Origin of the sequence: Sphaerimonospora thailandensis (assembly GCF_016863115.1) — a bacterium.
Taxonomy (GTDB): domain Bacteria; phylum Actinomycetota; class Actinomycetes; order Streptosporangiales; family Streptosporangiaceae; genus Sphaerimonospora; species Sphaerimonospora cavernae.
Genome location: NZ_BOOG01000016.1, coordinates 1 through 18,418, shown reverse-complemented (window position 1 = coordinate 18,418; position 18,418 = coordinate 1). Strand labels below are relative to the sequence as shown.

The 18,418-nt window shown below is 67.4% G+C and carries 20 protein-coding genes and 1 tRNA gene; 3 read left to right on the top strand and 18 right to left on the bottom strand.

Annotation, left to right across the window (positions count from 1 at the left end):
• Positions 1-3: 3 nt before the first annotated feature.
• The 10 genes from Mth01_RS09020 to Mth01_RS08975 form a co-directional block, all read right to left on the bottom strand.
• On the bottom strand, positions 4-387 hold the full coding sequence (locus tag Mth01_RS09020) for a VOC family protein (RefSeq protein ID WP_204014339.1): 384 nt from the start codon (positions 385-387) through the stop codon (positions 4-6).
• 468 nt (positions 388-855) lie between these two features.
• Positions 856-1,404, bottom strand: a complete 549-nt coding sequence (locus tag Mth01_RS09015; protein ID WP_204014337.1) for a hypothetical protein — start codon at positions 1,402-1,404, stop codon at positions 856-858.
• Positions 1,405-2,864: 1,460 nt separating this feature from the next.
• Positions 2,865-3,470: a GNAT family N-acetyltransferase gene (locus Mth01_RS09010; protein ID WP_204014335.1), complete on the bottom strand. Its 606-nt coding sequence runs from the start codon at positions 3,468-3,470 to the stop codon at positions 2,865-2,867.
• A 165-nt stretch (positions 3,471-3,635) separates the two neighbouring features.
• Positions 3,636-4,421, bottom strand: a complete 786-nt coding sequence (locus Mth01_RS09005; protein WP_204014333.1) for a hypothetical protein — start codon at positions 4,419-4,421, stop codon at positions 3,636-3,638.
• A gap of 121 nt (positions 4,422-4,542) precedes the next feature.
• Positions 4,543-4,986 carry an HAD family hydrolase gene (locus Mth01_RS09000; RefSeq protein WP_204014331.1) on the bottom strand — a complete coding sequence of 148 codons (444 nt, stop codon included), beginning with the start codon at positions 4,984-4,986 and terminating at the stop codon, positions 4,543-4,545.
• 287 nt (positions 4,987-5,273) lie between these two features.
• The gene (locus tag Mth01_RS30370) at positions 5,274-5,513 is read right to left on the bottom strand and encodes an N-6 DNA methylase (RefSeq protein ID WP_204014329.1); all 240 of its coding nucleotides are present in this window, start codon (positions 5,511-5,513) and stop codon (positions 5,274-5,276) included.
• Between the two features lie 214 nt (positions 5,514-5,727).
• Positions 5,728-5,800 (bottom strand) — tRNA-Thr (locus tag Mth01_RS08990).
• A gap of 48 nt (positions 5,801-5,848) precedes the next feature.
• Positions 5,849-6,814: a 23S rRNA (guanosine(2251)-2'-O)-methyltransferase RlmB gene (rlmB, locus tag Mth01_RS08985; protein WP_204014327.1), complete on the bottom strand. Its 966-nt coding sequence runs from the start codon at positions 6,812-6,814 to the stop codon at positions 5,849-5,851.
• Between the two features lie 46 nt (positions 6,815-6,860).
• Entirely contained in the window at positions 6,861-8,255 is a 1,395-nt protein-coding gene (gene cysS / locus Mth01_RS08980) for a cysteine--tRNA ligase (protein WP_204014324.1), read from the bottom strand.
• Positions 8,256-8,385: 130 nt separating this feature from the next.
• Positions 8,386-8,766 carry a PPOX class F420-dependent oxidoreductase gene (locus Mth01_RS08975; RefSeq protein ID WP_204014321.1) on the bottom strand — a complete coding sequence of 127 codons (381 nt, stop codon included), beginning with the start codon at positions 8,764-8,766 and terminating at the stop codon, positions 8,386-8,388.
• A gap of 214 nt (positions 8,767-8,980) precedes the next feature.
• Between Mth01_RS08975 and Mth01_RS08970 the strand changes: the two genes are divergently transcribed.
• Positions 8,981-10,534, top strand: coding sequence for a DUF2637 domain-containing protein (locus tag Mth01_RS08970; protein ID WP_204014318.1), 1,554 nt, complete (start codon positions 8,981-8,983; stop codon positions 10,532-10,534).
• A gap of 273 nt (positions 10,535-10,807) precedes the next feature.
• Here Mth01_RS08970 and Mth01_RS08965 read toward each other — a convergent pair whose 3' ends face one another.
• The 3 genes from Mth01_RS08965 to Mth01_RS08955 all read right to left on the bottom strand — a co-directional run bounded on the left by Mth01_RS08965 (position 10,808) and on the right by Mth01_RS08955 (position 12,164).
• The gene (locus Mth01_RS08965; protein WP_204014316.1) at positions 10,808-11,077 is read right to left on the bottom strand and encodes a GlsB/YeaQ/YmgE family stress response membrane protein; all 270 of its coding nucleotides are present in this window, start codon (positions 11,075-11,077) and stop codon (positions 10,808-10,810) included.
• A 131-nt stretch (positions 11,078-11,208) separates the two neighbouring features.
• Complete coding sequence (gene ispF / locus Mth01_RS08960; protein ID WP_204014314.1) at positions 11,209-11,679, bottom strand: 2-C-methyl-D-erythritol 2,4-cyclodiphosphate synthase; 471 nt, start codon at positions 11,677-11,679, stop codon at positions 11,209-11,211.
• Between the two features lie 2 nt (positions 11,680-11,681).
• Positions 11,682-12,164, bottom strand: coding sequence for a CarD family transcriptional regulator (locus tag Mth01_RS08955; protein ID WP_030510364.1), 483 nt, complete (start codon positions 12,162-12,164; stop codon positions 11,682-11,684).
• A gap of 263 nt (positions 12,165-12,427) precedes the next feature.
• Here Mth01_RS08955 and Mth01_RS08950 point away from each other — a divergent pair, with 263 nt between their 5' ends.
• On the top strand, positions 12,428-13,051 hold the full coding sequence (locus tag Mth01_RS08950) for a copper chaperone PCu(A)C (RefSeq protein ID WP_204014312.1): 624 nt from the start codon (positions 12,428-12,430) through the stop codon (positions 13,049-13,051).
• Between the two features lie 62 nt (positions 13,052-13,113).
• Here Mth01_RS08950 and Mth01_RS08945 read toward each other — a convergent pair whose 3' ends face one another.
• The 5 genes from Mth01_RS08945 to mshA form a co-directional block, all read right to left on the bottom strand.
• Positions 13,114-13,803 carry a response regulator transcription factor gene (locus Mth01_RS08945; protein WP_204014310.1) on the bottom strand — a complete coding sequence of 230 codons (690 nt, stop codon included), beginning with the start codon at positions 13,801-13,803 and terminating at the stop codon, positions 13,114-13,116.
• Entirely contained in the window at positions 13,800-15,005 is a 1,206-nt protein-coding gene (locus Mth01_RS08940) for a sensor histidine kinase (RefSeq protein WP_407695928.1), read from the bottom strand. The genes Mth01_RS08945 and Mth01_RS08940 overlap by 4 nt, the downstream gene beginning before the upstream one ends.
• A 132-nt stretch (positions 15,006-15,137) precedes the next feature.
• On the bottom strand, positions 15,138-15,881 hold the full coding sequence (locus Mth01_RS08935; RefSeq protein ID WP_204014308.1) for a phosphoglyceromutase: 744 nt from the start codon (positions 15,879-15,881) through the stop codon (positions 15,138-15,140).
• A 48-nt stretch (positions 15,882-15,929) separates the two neighbouring features.
• Positions 15,930-16,445 carry a type III secretion system chaperone family protein gene (locus tag Mth01_RS08930; RefSeq protein ID WP_204014306.1) on the bottom strand — a complete coding sequence of 172 codons (516 nt, stop codon included), beginning with the start codon at positions 16,443-16,445 and terminating at the stop codon, positions 15,930-15,932.
• A gap of 9 nt (positions 16,446-16,454) precedes the next feature.
• Positions 16,455-17,738, bottom strand: coding sequence for a D-inositol-3-phosphate glycosyltransferase (gene mshA, locus Mth01_RS08925; protein WP_239089490.1), 1,284 nt, complete (start codon positions 17,736-17,738; stop codon positions 16,455-16,457).
• 181 nt (positions 17,739-17,919) lie between these two features.
• On the opposite strand from mshA, the gene Mth01_RS08920 reads away from it, so the two are divergent.
• The coding region (locus Mth01_RS08920; protein WP_239089489.1) for an SDR family oxidoreductase at positions 17,920-18,418 on the top strand (499 nt) is incomplete at its 3' end.

Below are 18,418 nucleotides of genomic sequence, written 5' to 3'. Positions count from 1 at the left end.
GCTTCAGGGCCGGGCGTAGGGCCGGGTCATGATCTCCATGTTGTGGCCGTCCGGGTCGGCGAAGTACGTTCCACGGCCGCCGAACAGGCGGTTGATCTGGCCAGGTTCGATGTGGTCGGGGTCGGCGTAGTAGGTGACCGCGATCGCTTCCAGGCGGTCGATCATGGCGTCGAACTGATCGTCGGGCACGAGGAAGGCGTAGTGCTGCGACTGGATCGGCTCGTCACGCTTTTCGTAGTAGTCGAGCGTCACGCCGTTGCCGAGGTCCACGGGCAGGAACGGCCCGACAGGGGTGCCGACCTTCAGTCCAAGGATCGCGGCGATGAACTCGGCTGACAGTTGCCGATCCGTGGCGTGAACAACGGTGTGATCGAGTTGGACGGTCATGATGGGGAGCTTGTGCTGATGCTGCTGGTCATCTGGCATCTGTGGTGCCTCTCCGGGTCTTGGGTTCCGCTGGGATGAGGCGCCGCGTGCGGGGGCGCCGGAAGGGAAGACACGGAGAGAGCGGCGGGGCTCTTGCCCGCCTCATGCTCACGCTGAGACCGGGTGCCTCACTCGTGAATGGCCCATGGCCGACCCGGCAGTCACCCGGCTGACCCTAGCGCCCAGCCATGGCCGGGGCAAGGCCCGGCCTCAATCGTTGGCGTCACAGGAGTGGTCTATGGCCCCCTCTGGCCCGCTCTGCGCTCGGCTGGGGTATCTCCAGCGAGGAGCCCGGGTGACCAACCTCGATCCCGAAGGCTTCGGGAGGCAACGAGTTCTGCGTCCTCACCCCGCTCTGACGCGGAGCCTCTTCATCCGCGGGTCGTACAACGACTCCCAGCGGGCACGCTTACAGGAGTTGATCTCTGATCAGGGATGGCGGTCAACGACGACCATCATGTCCATCCGGTACTCATCCAACTCAAGATTGACCCAGTCTTCCCCTGAGCGGATCTGGTGAAAGCGAAACGTAGCGGCGGTGTCGTTCGCGTTGATAACGCATCGGACGGGAACTGGCTCTGGCAGGGCTTGGATAAGACCAAACAGGCTGTCCGCTACAACCAGGCCGAGCCGCAGCAACATGACCTGATCCTCGTACCTGATCTGAGGTCGCCTGTCATCGCTGATCGCCACATGTACCGGCGCGTAGTCCTCCAAATGAAAAGCGTTGACGTTGCACTCATAGCCGGTCAGATCCTGCCAGCCCATCTTGACGATCGCTGCCGACGCAGAAGCCGGCGCAGCCACCCATTGGCCATCGTGCTCAGCGAAGGTCAGAGCGCCTTCGTTGTACGTGAGCCCCTGGGCGAACTTGTCACGTAGAGCCTGACTGACAACTGGGACGGCGGATGTCGGATCGGCAGGTGCCAGCGGTTGAAGCGCAGATGCCGCCGCCTCGTTCATACGGATAGTGAACACCGGCGTACGGTACCAACCCCGACGCTGGTTCACCAGTTCGGAAGAGTTCGGTCACTATCGCTCAACCTGCTTCGGAGCTGGTCGCAGGCGCTCAAGGCCTGCCCGACCATACCTTCGATTCCCCGCTGTGACTGGCACGCTTATGGCACGCGATTAAGGGCTGATGATGAGGGTTCCTGCGCTTTCGGCGTCCGCCAACGCCGTACAGATGTGCGGACGAGCCAGCGCGACCCTCGAAAGAGGAGCCGAGCAAGGCTGAAGAGGAACGCAACCTCGAACAACAGGGCACACATGAGCATGGTCTCGTTGAGCAGCTTCCCGCCAACCCACTCACTCGCCCAACCGCCGACGACGGGCGTGATGACCGTGCCCAGCACGTACCCGAGCATCACCAACGCCTCGTTATACGCAGCTCGCATGAACTGATCGTAGGGCTGCGGCGAAACTCACATGCAGCGATCAAGAGATTCCCTGATCAGAGGCTGCGTTTTCGGACGAGTATCGCGTCGCCCATGAATTGCAGGCCGACATTGTAAGGGCCGACCGCCGGAGGAGCTGCCCCGCGAGATCGCGGGTATGCTCAAGATCTCGAGATAGGCTGGCCAAACCTCGTCCTCTGAGCTGCTCACGGGCCCCTGAATCACACATCGCCGTGCCCTGCCGCAAATTTTGGCTGACCTGCGGGTTTCCCTCGCTCCCGCCGTACGGCGTCACGCACCACACCCCGCTCATTCCGGGCATATTCCGGATGCTCCGATGAGGTAGCTAAAGGCACTTCAGCCAGGCAACGATGGGGGAACTGACCCCATCCGGCGTCTTGACCCAGCGGTACCCGGCTTCGACCTTGGCCCCTCTACTGAGTGGTGCGTGGGCCTGAGTTTCCCAGAGACAGGATGGGCGAACGCCTGCTGTGGTCTGGCCGTTGGCATTTGTCCACACCAGGTCTGCGCTGAAGGCCGTCGTGACCCCGTTGTCCGCCTGGAAGGACCCCACCCTGCCATCAGCCATCAGCCATGCTTGCCCCTCCGCCACGCGCAGAGGGACCGTCCCGAATGGAAGGTATGTCGCGACGAAACCGCCCACGAGGGCGGCGACGACTGTGACCAAGGCTAATTGTGTACGAGTGAGGGACAGGCGTTTTGGGTGCATGTCGCGGGTCATGGTCGAACTGTACGGCTGGCGCATCTTCTTTGTCTGCGCTCCGGCTGTCCGACGACGGCCAGGAGGTGCCGGAGCAATCATTACGGTGGTGCTGGATCGGCGAGGGAAGATCATGATGGGGGGCGATACAATGGCCTGCCAATCGGGGATGGGCAGTGTCCCTCACCGCGTCTCTCCCTCCCGCCATGCCCCCATCGTGATCTTCGAGGGGTCCCCGTCGATCCGGCTCCGTTAACGATTGAGCAGGCCCCGGCCCACAGCGAAGGACCGCAGCCGCCTACGGTGTGGTCAGTCCCTGCTCATCGGGCGCGGCTGGCAGCGGCAAGCGATTCCCCGCCGGATGAATCCGACAGTCCCCTCGCTAGATCTGATGGATCGAGTACGCGCGTCATCCAGATCGTGTTGCCCCGTTCGGCGTCCTCGGTGATGCGGTCGCTTCGATAGAAATCGAGCTTCTCGAGGACGCGGAACGAGGGTGCGTTCCACTCCCGCACGGTCGCCCAGAGTCGTCGACGTCCTGTTCGCGTCGCGGCTTCGATGACCGCACGGGCGGCTTCTGTCGCATAACCATGGCCGTGAGCTCGTTGTGCCAACTCGTACGCGATCTCAGGTTCGTCGAAAGACCCCTGGCCGACAGTCAATCCGCAGTACCCAATGAACTCACCGGTGTCTCGCAGTTCGATCGGCAGCAACCCGAGCCCCGGATCCGCCATCAGCGGATTGTTGAGGAGCCAGCCGCGCATGTCCTCGACCGTCGGGCGTCCCTCGGCGTCGATCCGACGTATCGCTCGTGAATCCCGCTCAAGCCATAACCCGCGGTACCCCTCGGCATCCGACGGTACCCACCGCCGCAACCGCAGCCGCTCGGTCACCAGCTCCGCCGGTAGATCCTCATAGGTCCCCACCCGACCAACCTAACCCGTGCTGACCAAGACTGGAGATGACTGCAAAAGGCGGCCGTTGAGCTGCTCAACGGTTGGTGGTGGACGTTGCCGTCAACGTTGCCGTCACGGAGCTGCCGACGCTCAGGACTTAGACTAGCGGGCGATATATCGGCTTCCACTAGACCGTCAGGCTTCGCGGCTGACTTCCCATAGCCGGCTGATGCCCCCTGCCAAAGGGGAGTAGCTAACTTTGACGAGAACGGGGTGCTTCAGGCGCTTAAGAACCGCGGTCATCTGACGGGCGTTGCAGGCAATTGACCCTACGCCCTCCCCGTCCGCGTTGCGCGGATCACCACCGGTGAGCCAGTCGGCGCTACATACTTCAGTGATCCGAGTGAAGCCAGCCATTTCGTCGTACCCGAGTTTCATCGGCTGGCCGCCCTCCGGAGTGAAACTCACTATGCCGCTGATGCTGGGGCCCGGAGTTCCGTCTCCGAGGTACCGAAGGGCGCCAAACGCGGTCTTGAGTCTCTCAGTCGCGACGCCGGGCCAGAACTGATGGATCGTGGTGGCCTTGGTGCCGTCATAGGCGATGCGGACCAGCGTGGGTCCGAGAGTGAAAATGAAAGCGAGGTCGCCAGGAGCACACGCGGTCTTGCCGAGGCCCTTGGCGCTCACAGCGTACTTGCCTCCGTTGTCCCTGGCGTCGCATGTGACCGACGTCCGGTAAAAGGAGGCCGAGGAGTAGTCGAGCCGGATCTCTTTAGCTCCGGCCAGAGGCTTCAGACGGTAACTCTTGATTCCGTAGTGCATTGTGACCAGCTTGGCTGCGCGCGGCACGATACGGAGTTTTCCCGCTCCGTCCGGCCAGGCCCAGCCGTACGCGATCCTGGGAGAGGAGGCTTGCGCCGGCGCGGCGGTCGGACCAGTCGCGATGAGAATGAGAATAGCGGTGGAGGCTAACAGTCGCACGAGGTTCTCCTGGGAAACGGCACGGCGCTACACGTGGCGCACAGCCTACTCACCCGGTACGACATCAACTGGGATCCAACCCTCGGGTCAGCGGTCAACTGCCACACCTTGCGGGTAACGCTCAAGGCGGAGTGGTCACCGAGACGGTCGTGAGTGCATCGGCCAGTTGAGGAAGCGTAGAGACGACGACCGACCCATGGACACCCGCGAGATGCTTGCGGCTGCCGTTTTTGCTCACAACACCGATCGCCTGAATGCCGGCCTGCGCAGCTACGTACATTCCCATGAAGGACCTGCCGACCAGCGTGCAGTTGGACGGCTCCACCCCCAGGACCTTCACCGCCTGCCGTACGAGGTCGACACCCGGCATCTCCGACGAGATCGGCCGTCGCTCACGCCCGATGACCGGTCCCACCAGGTGACGTAGGCGGTGCGCATCGAGGTAGGTCTCCATGGCCGCGGAACAGGTGTCACCCACTACCGCGACCGGCCTGCCGCTAGCCTGGCAGGCCTGCAACACCTCAAGCGCCCCAGGTGTGGGTGCGGCCGTTATGGCCGCACCCATCTCGGCCTCCCGCACCATCTTCTCGGCTTCCGCGCCGTAGTCCCGGCCGACGTGGTGGGCGTAGTCCCATCTTCCACAGGGGATCGTCCACGACGGCGGTCAGGATCGACATCCTGTGTCCCGCGGAGAAGAGCATGTTGTAGATCTTCTCGGTGATCGCCGCGGTGTCCACGTCGATGAAGAGATCGCAGCGTGCCGTCGAAGGGGAGCAGCACGGCGTGGGTCCGCTCCAGGACACGGGCGACATGCGGACGTACCCTTATGCTCGTCAACCGGAATCCTCCTGATCATGGCGCGCCAGCTGATCGTACGTGCCGCCATACAGTCCGGAGTGCGTTCGGGCGGAGTTGTGTACAGCCGAGGCCGGAGGTTGCGAGTACCTTCTCCTGGCCGTACAACTTGCCCCACAACGTCTGAGGTCGTCCACCATTGGCCTTCACGTGCTCGATCACCTCAATCAGCATGCCTCCGGTCCCACAAGCGGGGTCGTAAACCGTTTCGCCTTCCCGACTCCCTTCTGAATGCATACCGCGCGTTCACCGACCGGATCGACCTCGACACTCAGATCACCGGGACGTTCCACGCGTCCGACGTGCCTGGCCTGGTGTCGACTGACAGCCGCGCCCAACTCCAGGCCCTGCTGTCGCGGGGAGCGCGAAAGATCAGCAAGATCGTCGGAATGCACCGGACAGACAAAGGCCCCTGACCGCGAAACCGCTGGTCAGGGGCCTTGTACGTGAGAGCCGCCTTGGGGAATCGAACCCCAGACCTTCTGTTTACAAGACAGATGCTCTGCCGATTGAGCTAAGGCGGCCTACCGGGACGAGTTTAGTGGGCCGGAGGCCCGATCGTCACGGTGAAATCACCGGCGACGGCGACGTGCGACCTCGTAGAGGGCGATCCCGGCGGCGACGCCCGCGTTGAGCGACTCGGCCGCGGCGTTCATGGGGATGCGTACGACCAGGTCACACGCCTCCCGCACCAGCCGGGACAGGCCCTTGCCCTCGGAGCCGACGACCACGACGAGCGGCTCAGTGGCCAACTCGGCGTCGGCGACATCCACGGTCGCGTTGCCGTCGAGGCCGATCACGAACAGGCCGGCCTCGCGGTACGCGGTGAGCGTCTGGGTCAGGTTCGACGCGCGGGCGACCGGGAGGGTGGCGAGTGTGCCGGCCGAGGTCTTCCACGCGCCCGCCGTAACGCCGGCCGACCGACGCGACGGGACGACGAGTCCGTGCGCTCCGAACGCGGTCGCCGAACGCGCGATGGCGCCGAGGTTGCGCGGGTCGGTCACCCCGTCGAGGGCCACGATCAACGGCACCTCCGCGGCGTCCTGCGCCCGCTCGACGAGTTGCTCGGGGTGAGCGTACTCGTAGGGCGGGATCTGCAGGCCGATGCCCTGGTGGACGGTGCTCTCCGTCAGCCGGTCGAGTTTGTCGCGGGTGACCTCCAGCAGCGCGATGCCGCGATCGGCCGCGAGCTTGATCGACTCCCGGACCCGGTCGTCGCTGTCGATCCGCTGCGCGATGTAGAGCGCGTTCGCCGGGATAGCGGCGCGCAGCGCCTCCAGGACGGGGTTGCGCCCGCCGATGATCTCCGGAGCGTCGTCCCGGCGCTGGCGGCTCGGCGTGCGAGCCGTACGCTCGCCGGACGCACGCCCGGCGGCCTCGCGCTCGAGCCGCTCGGCGCGTGCCTTGTCCTTGTACCAGTGCCGCATGTGCGCGGGCGGAGTCGCTCCCTTGCCCTCCAGGGAACGCCGGCCCTTCCCGCCCGTACCCCTAGTCGGACCCTGCTTCTTTGATGGCTTCCCTGAAGCCCGTCCAGCCATGGTCTCTAGCGTACGGCCCACGCCGGGGAGCTTTGTCAGACACGACCTAACGGGCCAGTTCCCAGCGGGGGCCCTTGGGGGTGTCCTCGACCACGACGCCGGCGGCGGCGAGCTGCTCGCGGATCGCGTCGGCCGCGGCGTAGTCCTTGCGGGCTCGGGCGGCCTGGCGCTGCTCCAGCGCGACCGCGATCAGCGCGTCGACCACCTCGCGCATCCCCGAGCCGCCGCTCGCACGCCACTGCTCCGACCTGGGGTCGAGACCGATCACGTCGAGCATGTTCTGCGTCTCGGCCAGCAGTCGGGCGACCTGCTCCTTGTTGCCCTGGGCCAATGCCACGTTGCCCTCGCGGACGACCTCGTGGATCACCGCCAGCGCCTGGGAGACGTTCAGATCGTCGTCCATGGCGTCCACGAACGCCTGCGGCAGCGGGGCGTCGGCGTCCACATCGTGGATCACCTCCGCCGCCCGCGTGACGAACCCCTCGATCCGCCGATAACCGGCCGCGGCCTCCTGGAGGGCCTCCTCCGAGTAGTCGATCTCCGACCGGTAATGGGCCGCGACGAGGTAGTAACGCAGCTCGACAGCGCGGACCTTGCGGAGCATTTCGGGTATCAGCAGTGAGTTGCCGAGCGACTTGCTCATCTTCTCGCCGCCGAGCTTCAGCAGGCCGTTGTGCAGCCAGTAGCGCGCGAAGCCGTCGCCCGCCGCCTGCGACTGGGCGATCTCGTTCTCGTGGTGCGGGAAGATCAGGTCGACGCCGCCACCGTGGATGTCGAAGGTCTCTCCGAGATACTTGGTGGCCATCGCCGAGCACTCCAGGTGCCAGCCGGGACGGCCGCGGCCCCACGGCGTCGGCCATGTCGGCTCGCCGGGCTTGGCGCCCTTCCACAGGGCGAAGTCACGCGGGTCGCGCTTGAGCGAGTCGGTGTCGGTGTCGCCGGCGGCCCGCATGTTCTCCAGCCTCTGGTTGGAGAGCTTGCCGTACCGCTCGGCGTACGACACGACGTCGAAGTAGACGTCGCCGCCCGCGGCGTACGCGTGGCCCTTGTCGATGAGCCGCCGCATCAGTTCGACCATCTCGGGGACGTGGCCCATCGCGCGCGGTTCGACCGTGGGCGGCAGGCAGCCGAGCTGGTCGTACGCCCAGGAGAAGGCACGCTGGTTGCGTTCGGCGACCACGAACCACGGGACGCCTTCCTCGGCGGCCACTCGGATGATCTTGTCGTCGAGGTCGGTGACGTTGCGGCAGAGCGTCACGTCGTAGCCCTGCCGCATCAGCCATCTGCGGAGCACGTCGAAGTTGACGCCGGACCGGATGTGACCGATGTGCGGCGGAGCCTGAACGGTCGCACCACACAGGTACATCGAGACCCGGCCGGGCTCGACCGGAACGAATTCGCGGACAGCACGTGTGCTGGTGTCGTAGAGGTGCAGGCTCACACACGCAAGGCTAACGCCTGACGCCGCGCTCCTGGCCTACTTGTGAGCCCCTGGACGCGTTCGCGGGCGCATTTCCCACCGTACGGCCAGCACTCGTGCCCCATAAGTCCCGTCAATAGGGAAAAATCACCTAGCGGACGATTGTCTTGTTCGGGGTGATGCGCACGATGACTCGCTCGGCGTTCGGGTCGGCCTCCGCCCAGTCCTGGCCGGTGTACTTGCGGGACAGCTCCTGGATCAGCTCGCCCGTCTTGTCATCGACGAACTCGGCCGTACCGCGGACCTCGGCGTAGCGATAGGGGTTGGCCGCGTCGACGACCACGATCGACACCCGCGGGTCGCGGACGATGTTCTGGTGCTTGCGGCGGCCCTTCACGGTCGAGAACAGGACGTCGTCGCCGTCGGCCTTGACCCAGACCACCGACGCCTGGGGGCTTCCGTCGGGGTTGAGGCTCGCGATGGTGGCGAAGTTGGTTCCATCGAACAGATCACGGGCGCCGTCCGGCAGCATCGGGATCCTCCTTCGTTCATGTGAAGAGCAGCTGTACGAAGAGCGCCTAACGCTCTTCCATCGCAGATGATTCCACTCCGTTCCCGCCCGGCTCTGCCTCTTGACGGCTCTTGACGGTTCTTGACGGCTCTTGACGGCCCCGTAGCGCCACTTCACCACTGGATCCTGCGGTACCGATCTACCTACCGGGCCCATTCTGTAGGCTCGAAAAGCCATGAACGCGACTCCCCCCGCTCAAGGACACCGTGGCGCCGACTCTCGAGGACACGGTGTCGCCAGCACCTCGGAACGCCGTACCACGGCCGCCGGAACCCGCGCCGTCGTGCGGTCCACTTCCCGCTCCTCTCGATCCACCGCCGCCGAGACCCCCCTCGCGCTGCGCCGTACGGCCGTCGGCCTGGCGGCCGTCGCCCTTGCCCTGCTGGCTGGGGCGGCCTGCGCGCTTTCCTTCGAGGATCTGCGTCAACTGGCCCTCGCCGGACGCGCTGATCCGCAGCTCGCCTACCTCTACCCCGCGGCGTTCGACGTTCTGCTGATCGTCGCCCTGGTGTGCGTTCCCCTGCTGCGCGGCGTGCGACCGCTGGTGCGGTCACAGGCCGGCTTCATCCTGATCCTCCTGCTGGCGGCCGCTGCCGCGGCCGCCGTGTCGACCGCCACCGAGACGACCTTCGACCCGAGGCAGGCGGCCGTCGTCGTGGCGATGCTTCCCTGGGTGATGCTCGTTCTCGGGCTCTGGCTCCTGCTGCTCCTTCTCAAACACGCACGTACGAACCGGGCCGACCTCGACGACGAGGATGCCGGGGAGGATGCCGGGGAGGATGCCGGGGAGGACGAGGATTTCGTGCCGTTCGACCGAGAACGGAGGGCCCTCCCCCTCGAGTCCACTCCCGGCGACGAACCCACACCCGGCGTCGGACCCAGTCCTGCCGTTCCTCCACGTACCGCCCCGGCAGGCCCGGTCGGTACGGCTGCCGCGTCGGCTACGCCACCCGCTCCCGCCGACCCCGGCGAGACGGATGCGGTCTCCGGTCTCCGGTCCACGGCAGGGCAGCCGCCCACCGACCAGTCCCCCGACGCCCAGTCCTCCGACGCCCAGTCCTCCGACACCCAAGGCCCCGACACCCGGAACTCTGCCGCCGAAGCCTCGGCCGCTGAACCGGCCAAGGCTCAACAGCCCTCGGAGTCCCCAGAGCCATCCCCGTCGGCAGAGCGACCCGAGTCGCCAGAGCCACCCGAATCCCCGGGGTCATCGGAGTCACCGGAGTCATCAGAGTCCCCGGGGTCATCGGAGCCGCCGCGCGACCGTCCCCTCCGCTGGGGTGACCTGGTCCGTCCCCGTACGGGTGACGTGCTCGTCCATCCCAGGCGCCGGGCCGCCGGCGAACCTCCCGACGAGCCCGAGTCGGCACACGCCTCCGCGGCGTCCGAGGCTCCCGATGACGCCTCGACCGCCGGGTCCACGCCGGCGCCCGGCCCACTGCCCGCTCCGGTGCCCGATGTCGTGTCCGATCCCGCGTCCGCGCCGGATCGGGCGATGGAACCCGCGACGATGGACGAGTCGGGCGTCGACACGCAACCGCTCCGCCACATCCCCGGCGCCTCTGACATCCCAGGTGCCTCTGACCCGGCCCATGACATGGAGGCCGCCGACCCGGAGGAACAACACGCCCCCAGCGGCGCCCGCCCCGACCACGGCGACGAACGCGACGACGTGCCGCTCGCCCCGCCGTCCGGGCGCATGCGGAGCACCCCGCTCCCGCCCAAATAACGAAGCTCCCCGAAAGGACCAGATCGGCCAATAATCGCCGATTCCGCGTGAACCGTTTGAATCACGCCACGAATCACGCCGCCATCCGTGGCAGCGGAATCAGACCCGGAGGAGCAGAGAGAATCCGGACGGATGTGACCGGGGGACCACCCGTGACACCCGTACAACGTGCTACGGCCCGCCAGGTCGCTTCAACGGCCTGGCGGGCCCTCACTGGTCATGACACGGCTTGCCGGTTCCGCCTCGCATGCCGGCTTGCGGGCTACCCATTGCCTAGACGCGGGATCGGCCGCGGATGCCGGCCACGATCGAGACGCCGACGACCGCCAGCACCACCTGCATGACGAGTTCGATCCAGTCGACACCCGGCGTGGTCGACACTCCCATGACCTGGGCGAGAGCGGTTCCGATCAGCGCGGCGACGATGCCGACCACGATCGTCAGAATCCAGCCGATCGGCTGCCGGCCCGGCAGGAAGAGGCGCCCGAGAGCACCGATGATCGCACCGATGATGATGGCGCCGAAAATCGTCCCGATTGTCATATCGACCTCCCCTTGAGGGTGACCCTTTCACTCTCAGGGGGGAGGGATACCCCACGTCCGGGAAATATGCGTCCAGCAAACGAAAAAGAGTGGCGGTCCCGGACGTTCTCACCGCGTGGTCCCGGTCGACGTCAACGGAGAATGACGGCGGTCGCGATGGCCGCGATGCCCTCGCCCCGGCCGGTGAGACCGAGACCGTCGGTGGTGGTGGCGCTGACGCTGACCGGCGCGCCGATCGCCGCCCCCAGTGTCTTCTCCGCCTCCGCACGTCGCGGTGCGACCTTCGGGCGGTTGCCGATGATCTGCACCGCCACGTTGCCGATCTCGAAACCGGCCGCCCGCACCTGCCGTACGGTCTCCTCGAGGAGTGCGACACCGGAGGCCCCGGCCCATCTCGCGTCGGCGGTGCCGAACAGGCCGCCGACGTCTCCGAGTCCGGCGGCCGACAACAGCGCGTCGCAGCACGCGTGGGCGGCGGCGTCGCCGTCCGAGTGCCCGGCGAGGCCGGTCTCCCCGGGCCAGTACAGCCCTGCGAGGTGGAGATCCCTACCGAACGCGAAAGGGTGGACATCGACTCCGACGCCCACCCTTGGCGATGTCATATTCAGGAGTTCAGCACCTCGTCGAGCAGAGCTTCGGCCTTGTCCTCGTTGGTCTTCTCGGCCAGGGCGAGTTCGCTCACGAGAATCTGCCGTGCCTTCGCCAGCATTCGCTTCTCACCCGCGGACAGGCCGCGTTCCTTGTCCCGGCGCCAAAGGTCGCGTACGACCTCGGCCACCTTGTTGACGTCACCCGACGCGAGCTTCTCAAGGTTGGCCTTGTAGCGGCGGGACCAGTTGGTGGGCTCCTCCGTGTGCGGCATGCGCAGCACGTCGAAAACGCGCTCGAGTCCCTCTTGGCCGACGACGTCGCGTACCCCGACGAGTTCGGCGTTTTCCGCTGGCACCTGTACGGTAAGGTCGCCCTTGTCGACCTTCAGCACCAAATAGGTCTTTTCCTCACCCTTGATGGTTCGGGTCGTGATGGCCTCGATCCGAGCAGCCCCATGGTGGGGGTAGACGACAGTGTCGCCGACCTGGAAAGTCATGTGACGAGTACCCCTTCCGCTGTACTCCAGGGTACCACGTGGCCACCGCCTCTCGGAACAGTGAAAGGAACATAACTGCAGGTCAAAGCCTCGTTTTGGGACTTGACAAGCCGTCGACTCTATGAATCGGCATTTCTGGCATACAGGGTGACCTGCACTGCCAGGCCTTTCCGACACCGCCGGGAGCGGCCGTCGAACCGGTCAGCCGCGCGGATAAGGTGATTGCTGCCCCATACACGTCCGTACCAAGGAGACCTCGAACCGTGACCAGCAGCAGCCGCCGCAGGGTGATCGCCATTGCCGCGCTCCTCACCGCCATCCCTGCACTGGCCGCGTGTGGCGCCGGTTTCGACGCCAACACCAACATGCCCTACTCCCCGACGGAGGCGGGAGTCCTCATGGAGAACACCGGCTCGGGCATGAGCTACGGCAAGAACGGCGTCATGATCAGCCAGGCGTTCGTCCTCGGCCCGGACTCGGGTCAGCAGATCGCCGCCGGAGGCTCGGCACCGGTCTACCTCACGCTCGTGAGCAACAACGAGGGCGCCGACACCCTCACCTCCATCGCGACGGACGACCAGCAGGCCGTCCGCGTCAACGTGCCCAGCCCGATCGAGGTGCAGCCGGCCACACTCGTCAAGACGCCCGGCGTCACCGTCGAGGGGCTCAAGCGGCCGCTGCGCGGCGGCGAGACCCTGCGGCTCACTCTGCAGTTCAAGAACGCCGGAGCCATCCCGCTCGACGTGCCGGTGATCACCAGGAGCCGCGAGTTCGCCTCGCTTCCGCCGGCCGCCCCGCCGTCCGCCACCCCGATGCCGTCGGAGTCCCCGACCGCGAGCCCCACGCCGTCCGGGTCCCCGGCCCCGGATCTCAACGAGCAGACCTGAGACACCCGACGTCCGGTTCCGGTACGCCACAGCCGTACCGGAACCGGAACCTGGGATCGCTGTCAGTCCTCGATCGGGTCGAACTTGTAGCCGAGGCCGCGGACAGTGAGGATGCAGCGCGGGTTCGCGGGATCCGCCTCGACCTTGGCGCGCAGGCGCTTGACGTGGACGTCCAGGGTCTTGGTGTCGCCCACGTAGTCGGCTCCCCATACCCGGTCGATGAGCTGGCCGCGGGTCAGCACCCGCCCGACGTTGCGCAGCAGCACCTCGAGCAGTTCGAACTCCTTGAGCGGGAGTTGCACCTGCCGGCCGCGTACGGCCACGACGTGCCGGTCCACGTCCATCCGGACCGGCCCGGCCGTGAGCACCGCCGACTCCGGCTCCTCGACGTCGCCACGCCGCCGCAGCACCGCACGGATGCGGGCCACCAGCTCTCTTGACGAGAACGGCTTGGTCACGTAGTCGTCGGCCCCGAGCTCCAGGCCGACGACCTTGTCGATCTCGCTGTCCTTCGCGGTCAACATGATCACGGGAACGTTCGACCGCTGCCGGAGCGTTCGGCACACCTCTGTCCCGGGAAGTCCCGGAAGCATCAGATCGAGCAGGACGATGTCCGCGCCGTCGCGGTCGAAGGCGTCCAGCGCGTCCGGTCCGGTCGCCGCCACGGCGACCTCGAACCCTTCCTTGCGGAGCATGTACGACAAGGCGTCGGAGAAGGACTCCTCGTCCTCCACAACGAGAACCCGCGTCACTTGGCGGCCTCCAGGGGGTTGGTCGTACTCGATGCGTCGACCGCCTGACCGTCCTCGAACGCGGGCAGGCGGAGGGTGAAGGTCGATCCGGAGCCTTCCTTGCTCCACACGCTGACCTCGCCGCCGTGGGCGACGGCCACGTGCTTGACGATCGCGAGCCCGAGCCCGGTGCCGCCGGTGGCCCGGGACCGGGCGGGGTCGACCCGGAAGAACCGTTCGAAGATCCGTTCCTGGGCCGACTCCGGGATGCCGATGCCCTGATCGCTCACGCTCACCTCGATCGAGCCCCGCGTCACCCGCGCGCTCACCACCACGCGCGTGTGCTCCGGGCTGTAGGCGATCGCGTTGTCGATCAGGTTGCGCAGGGCCGTGACCAGAAGCTCGTCGTCTCCCCAGGCCACCAGGTCCTCCGCGCCGCCCGCCGCCAGCGTGATGTCCTTCGCCGAGGCCTTGGTGTTGCAGCGGTCGATGGCGTCATGGACGGCCTCGTCGATCCGTACCGGCCCGGGAGCCGGGATGGGCTCGCCGCCCTGTATGCGCGAGAGCGTGATCAGGTCCTGTACGAGGTAGGTCAGACGGGACGCCTCATGCTGCATTCGTCCGGCGAAGCGCTTCACCGCGTCGGGTTCGTCGGCCGCGCCCTGTACGGTCTCGGCGAGCAGGCTCAGCGCGCCGACCGGGGTCTTCAACTCGTGACTCACGTTGGCCACGAAGTCTCTGCGTACGGCCTCGACCCGCTGCCGCTCGGTCTGGTCCTCGGCGAGGACGAGCACCTGGCCGTGCGCGCCCAGCGGGGCCACCCGGACGGCGAACGTGGTCGTCTCCTGCCCGAACTCGCGACCGGCCGTCTCTATCTCGCTCTCGCGGATCTCGCCGTCCCTGCGTACCTTCCTGGCCAGCGCGAGCAGTTCGGCCGCCATGAGAGAGTCCCCGCGGACCAGGCCGAAGGCCCGGGCGGCCGAGCTCGCGCGCAGCACGCGGTCCTCCCGGTCCAGGACGACGGCCGAGGACGGCAGCACTGCGAGGACCGACGCGACGCCGGGCGGCAGGGTTTCGGCTGGCCGTGCCGTCGTCACGTGCGCCTCGGTGTTCGCCTGCCGGCGGATCGCGAGCATCACGACTGAGCCGGCGACGAATCCGCCCATCGCCGCGAGGCTCGCCAACAACTCGTTCACGGTAAGAATGCTAGGCGGCGATTCCATCCGCCTGCCCTGCCGTACTGGGCATGACCAGGACTTTCCGGCAAATTTCACCCAGCGGTCAATATTCGTTCATGGACGCCGCTCAGCTGGTCGCATACGCGGCGCCCACGTTCGGGGCGCCGGCCGGACCGGTTACTTCTTGCCCTGGTTGGCGACCGCCTCGATGGCGGCGGCGGCGGCCTCGGGGTCGAGGTACTCGCCCTTGCCGACCGGGCGGAAGTCGGCGTCCAGCTCGTAGCGCAGCGGAATGCCGGTCGGAATGTTCAGCCCCGCGATCTCCGCGTCGCCGATGCCCTCCAGATGCTTGACGAGCGCGCGCAGCGAGTTGCCGTGGGCCACCACGAGCACGGTACGGCCGACGGCCAGGTCCGGCACGATCTCGTCGTACCAGTACGGCAGCATCCGCTCCACGACGTCCTTCAGGCACTCGGTCCTGGGCAGCAGCTCCGGCGGCAGCGTGCCGTACCGGCGGTCACCGAGCTGGGAGTATTCGTCGTCGTCCGCGATCGGCGGCGGCGGGACGTCATAGGACCGGCGCCACAGCATGAACTGCTCGTCGCCGAACTCGGCGCGGGTCTGGGCCTTGTCCTTACCCTGCAGCGCGCCGTAGTGGCGCTCGTTCAGCCGCCAGGAGCGGCGGACCGGCAACCACAGCAGGTCGGCCGCCTCGAGGGCGAGGTCGGCGGTCTTGATCGCCCGGGTGAGCACGGAGGTGTGCACCACGTCGGGGTGGATACCCGCCTCGGCGAGGAGCCGACCACCCCGTCGTGCCTCCTCCTCGCCGGTCGGCGAGAGTGTGACGTCCACCCATCCGGTGAACAGGCCCTTGACATTCCATTCGCTCTCGCCGTGCCGCAGCAGCACCAAAGTCGCCATGCGGCCAATCTTATCGACGTACGGTTTTCACTCCGTCGGCGAGCGGCATCAGGAGTCGATCACCCGGGCGAAGGGTTCGAGGTTGGCCAGCGACTCGCCGCGCTTGACCCGCCACGCCCACTCACGCCGGATGGACGAGGCGAAACCGAGCTCCAGGGCACGGTCGAACGACTCGTCGGAGTAGGTGAGCACGCAGCCGAGGACCCGGTCGATCTCCGCCTCGGTCACCGAGTCGAGCGGCAGCCTGCCGACCAGATGCACATCCCCGATGGAGTCGACGGCGAAGTGCACGCCGTACATCGAGCCGTTCTTGAGCAGCAGCCACCGGTAGAACTCGGCGTGGTTCTCGTCCGGCTGCCGGCAGAAGAACGCCTCGATGTTGAGCGCCTGGTCACCGACGATGAGCCAGGTCATGGTGGTGAGCTTGTGCTGGCCCGGCAGCTTGACCAGGAACGCCCCGGGCCTGGGCCGTTCGTACGACAGCTCCGCCGACTTCAGCGCGGCCTCGATCACGCCCTCCGGGTCCGCACCCGCGCGACGGCGGCCTTCCTGGTCCGGTTTCATACATCCAGACTACGAGTTGACCGCGACGGGCATCCGATGGAGTTGGGCGATCGCGCCGGCGTAGACGTCCACCAGCCGCGCGGCCGTCGCCGACCAGCCGAAACCCGTCGCGTGCCGTACGGCGTTCGCGGACAGCTCGTCGAGCAGCGACGGGCGCTCGACGAGGCGGCCGAGGGCCCGGGCCCAGTCGCCGGGGTCGTGCGTGCCGACGAGCACTCCGGAGACGCCGTCCTGGACGGCCGTGCGCAGCCCGCCCACGGATGCGGCGGCCACCGGCGTACCGCACGCCTGGGACTCCAGCGCGACGAGGCCGAAGGACTCGTTGTGGGAGGGCACCACGGTCAGGTCGGCCGCCCGGTACCAGTCGGCCAGCTCCTCCTGCGGGGCTGGCGGCGCGAGCCGTACGACATCGGAGACGCCCAGCTCGGCGGCGAGGTCGGCGAGCAGCGACGGATGGGCCAGGCCGTTGCCGCTGGGGCCGCCCACGCAGGCGACGACCAGCCTCGACCGCAGCGCCGGGTTCTCGACGAGCATGCGCGCCGCGGCCCTGAGCAGGACGTCCGGAGCCTTCAGCGGCTGGATGCGGCCGACGAACAGCAGCACGTGCGCGTCCCGCGCCAGGCCGAGGCGGCGACGCGCCTCGCTCTTGGAACCCGGCCGGAAGACGGTGAGGTTGACGCCCGGGTTCACGACGGCCACCCGCTCGCGGACGGCCCCGTAGAGGTCGATCAGCTCCCCCGCTTCGGCCTCGGTGTTGGCCACCAGCCGGTCGGCGACCTCGACGACCTGCTCCTCTCCGAGCACCCGCATCTTCGGCTCGGGCCGGTCGCCCTCGGCCAGCAGCAGGTTCTTCACCTTGGCCATCGTGTGCATGGTGTGCACGAGCGGCACTCCCCAGCGCTCCTTGGCGAGCCAGCCGACCTGACCGGACAGCCAGTAGTGCGAGTGGATGACGTCGTAGCGGCCCGGGTCGTACATCGCCTCGGTGCGCAGCACGCCGGACAGGAAGCCGCACAGCTGGCCGGGCAGGTCGGCGCGGTCCAGTTCCTCGTACGGCCCGGCCGTGACGTGACGGACCAGGACGCCGGGGACGATCTCGGCGACCGGCGGCAGATCGCGTGCGGTGCGCCGGGTGAAGATCTCCACTTCGATGCCAAGGGCCGCCAGGCGTTTGGCCACCTCGACGATGTAGACGTTCATCCCTCCCGCGTCCCCCGTGCCCGGTTGGTCCAGCGGGGACGTATGCACGCTGATCGTCGCGACCCGGTTGATCCGACGCCGTCTGAGCGTCACCCGAACCACCTCCGAGACGCTTATAACCGAAAAGTTCTTCACAAACTTCCCGGGGGTGCGTGTGCGTCCGACCACATGCATCTCCTGAGAGGATGGTGTCCCCGCTCTGGACGTGTCCCGCGACGCCGCCCGCGCGGGGACCGAAGCGAGGTGCCGAGCGATGCGAGAAGGACGGTTTGCGGTGACGAAGCGCAGGACCGCGGTGGTGACCGGCGCGAGCGGCGGGATCGGCGAGGCGACCGCCCGGCGGCTCGCCGCCGAGGGGTTCGAGGTGGTGGCGGCGGCGCGGCGACGCGACCGGCTGGACAAACTGGCCGACGAGGTCCCCGGGGTCCGGGCCGCGACGCTGGACGTGACCTCGCAGGAGTCCGTGGACGCCCTGGCCGCCTCGCTCGAGCGCTGCGACGTGCTGGTGAACAACGCCGGCGGCGCGATCGGCCTGGAACCGGTCGCCGCCGGACGGGTGGCCGACTGGCAGCGCATGTACGACGTGAACGTGCTCGGCTCGCTGCGGATGACCAGGGCCCTGCTGCCGAAGCTGATCGCCTCGGGCGACGGCGTGCTGGTGATGCTGACGTCGGTCGCCGGGCTCGTCTCCTACGAGGGGGGCGGCGGCTACTGCGCCGCCAAGCACGCCCAGACGTCGATGACCGAGACGCTGCGGCTGGAGTTGTGCGGCG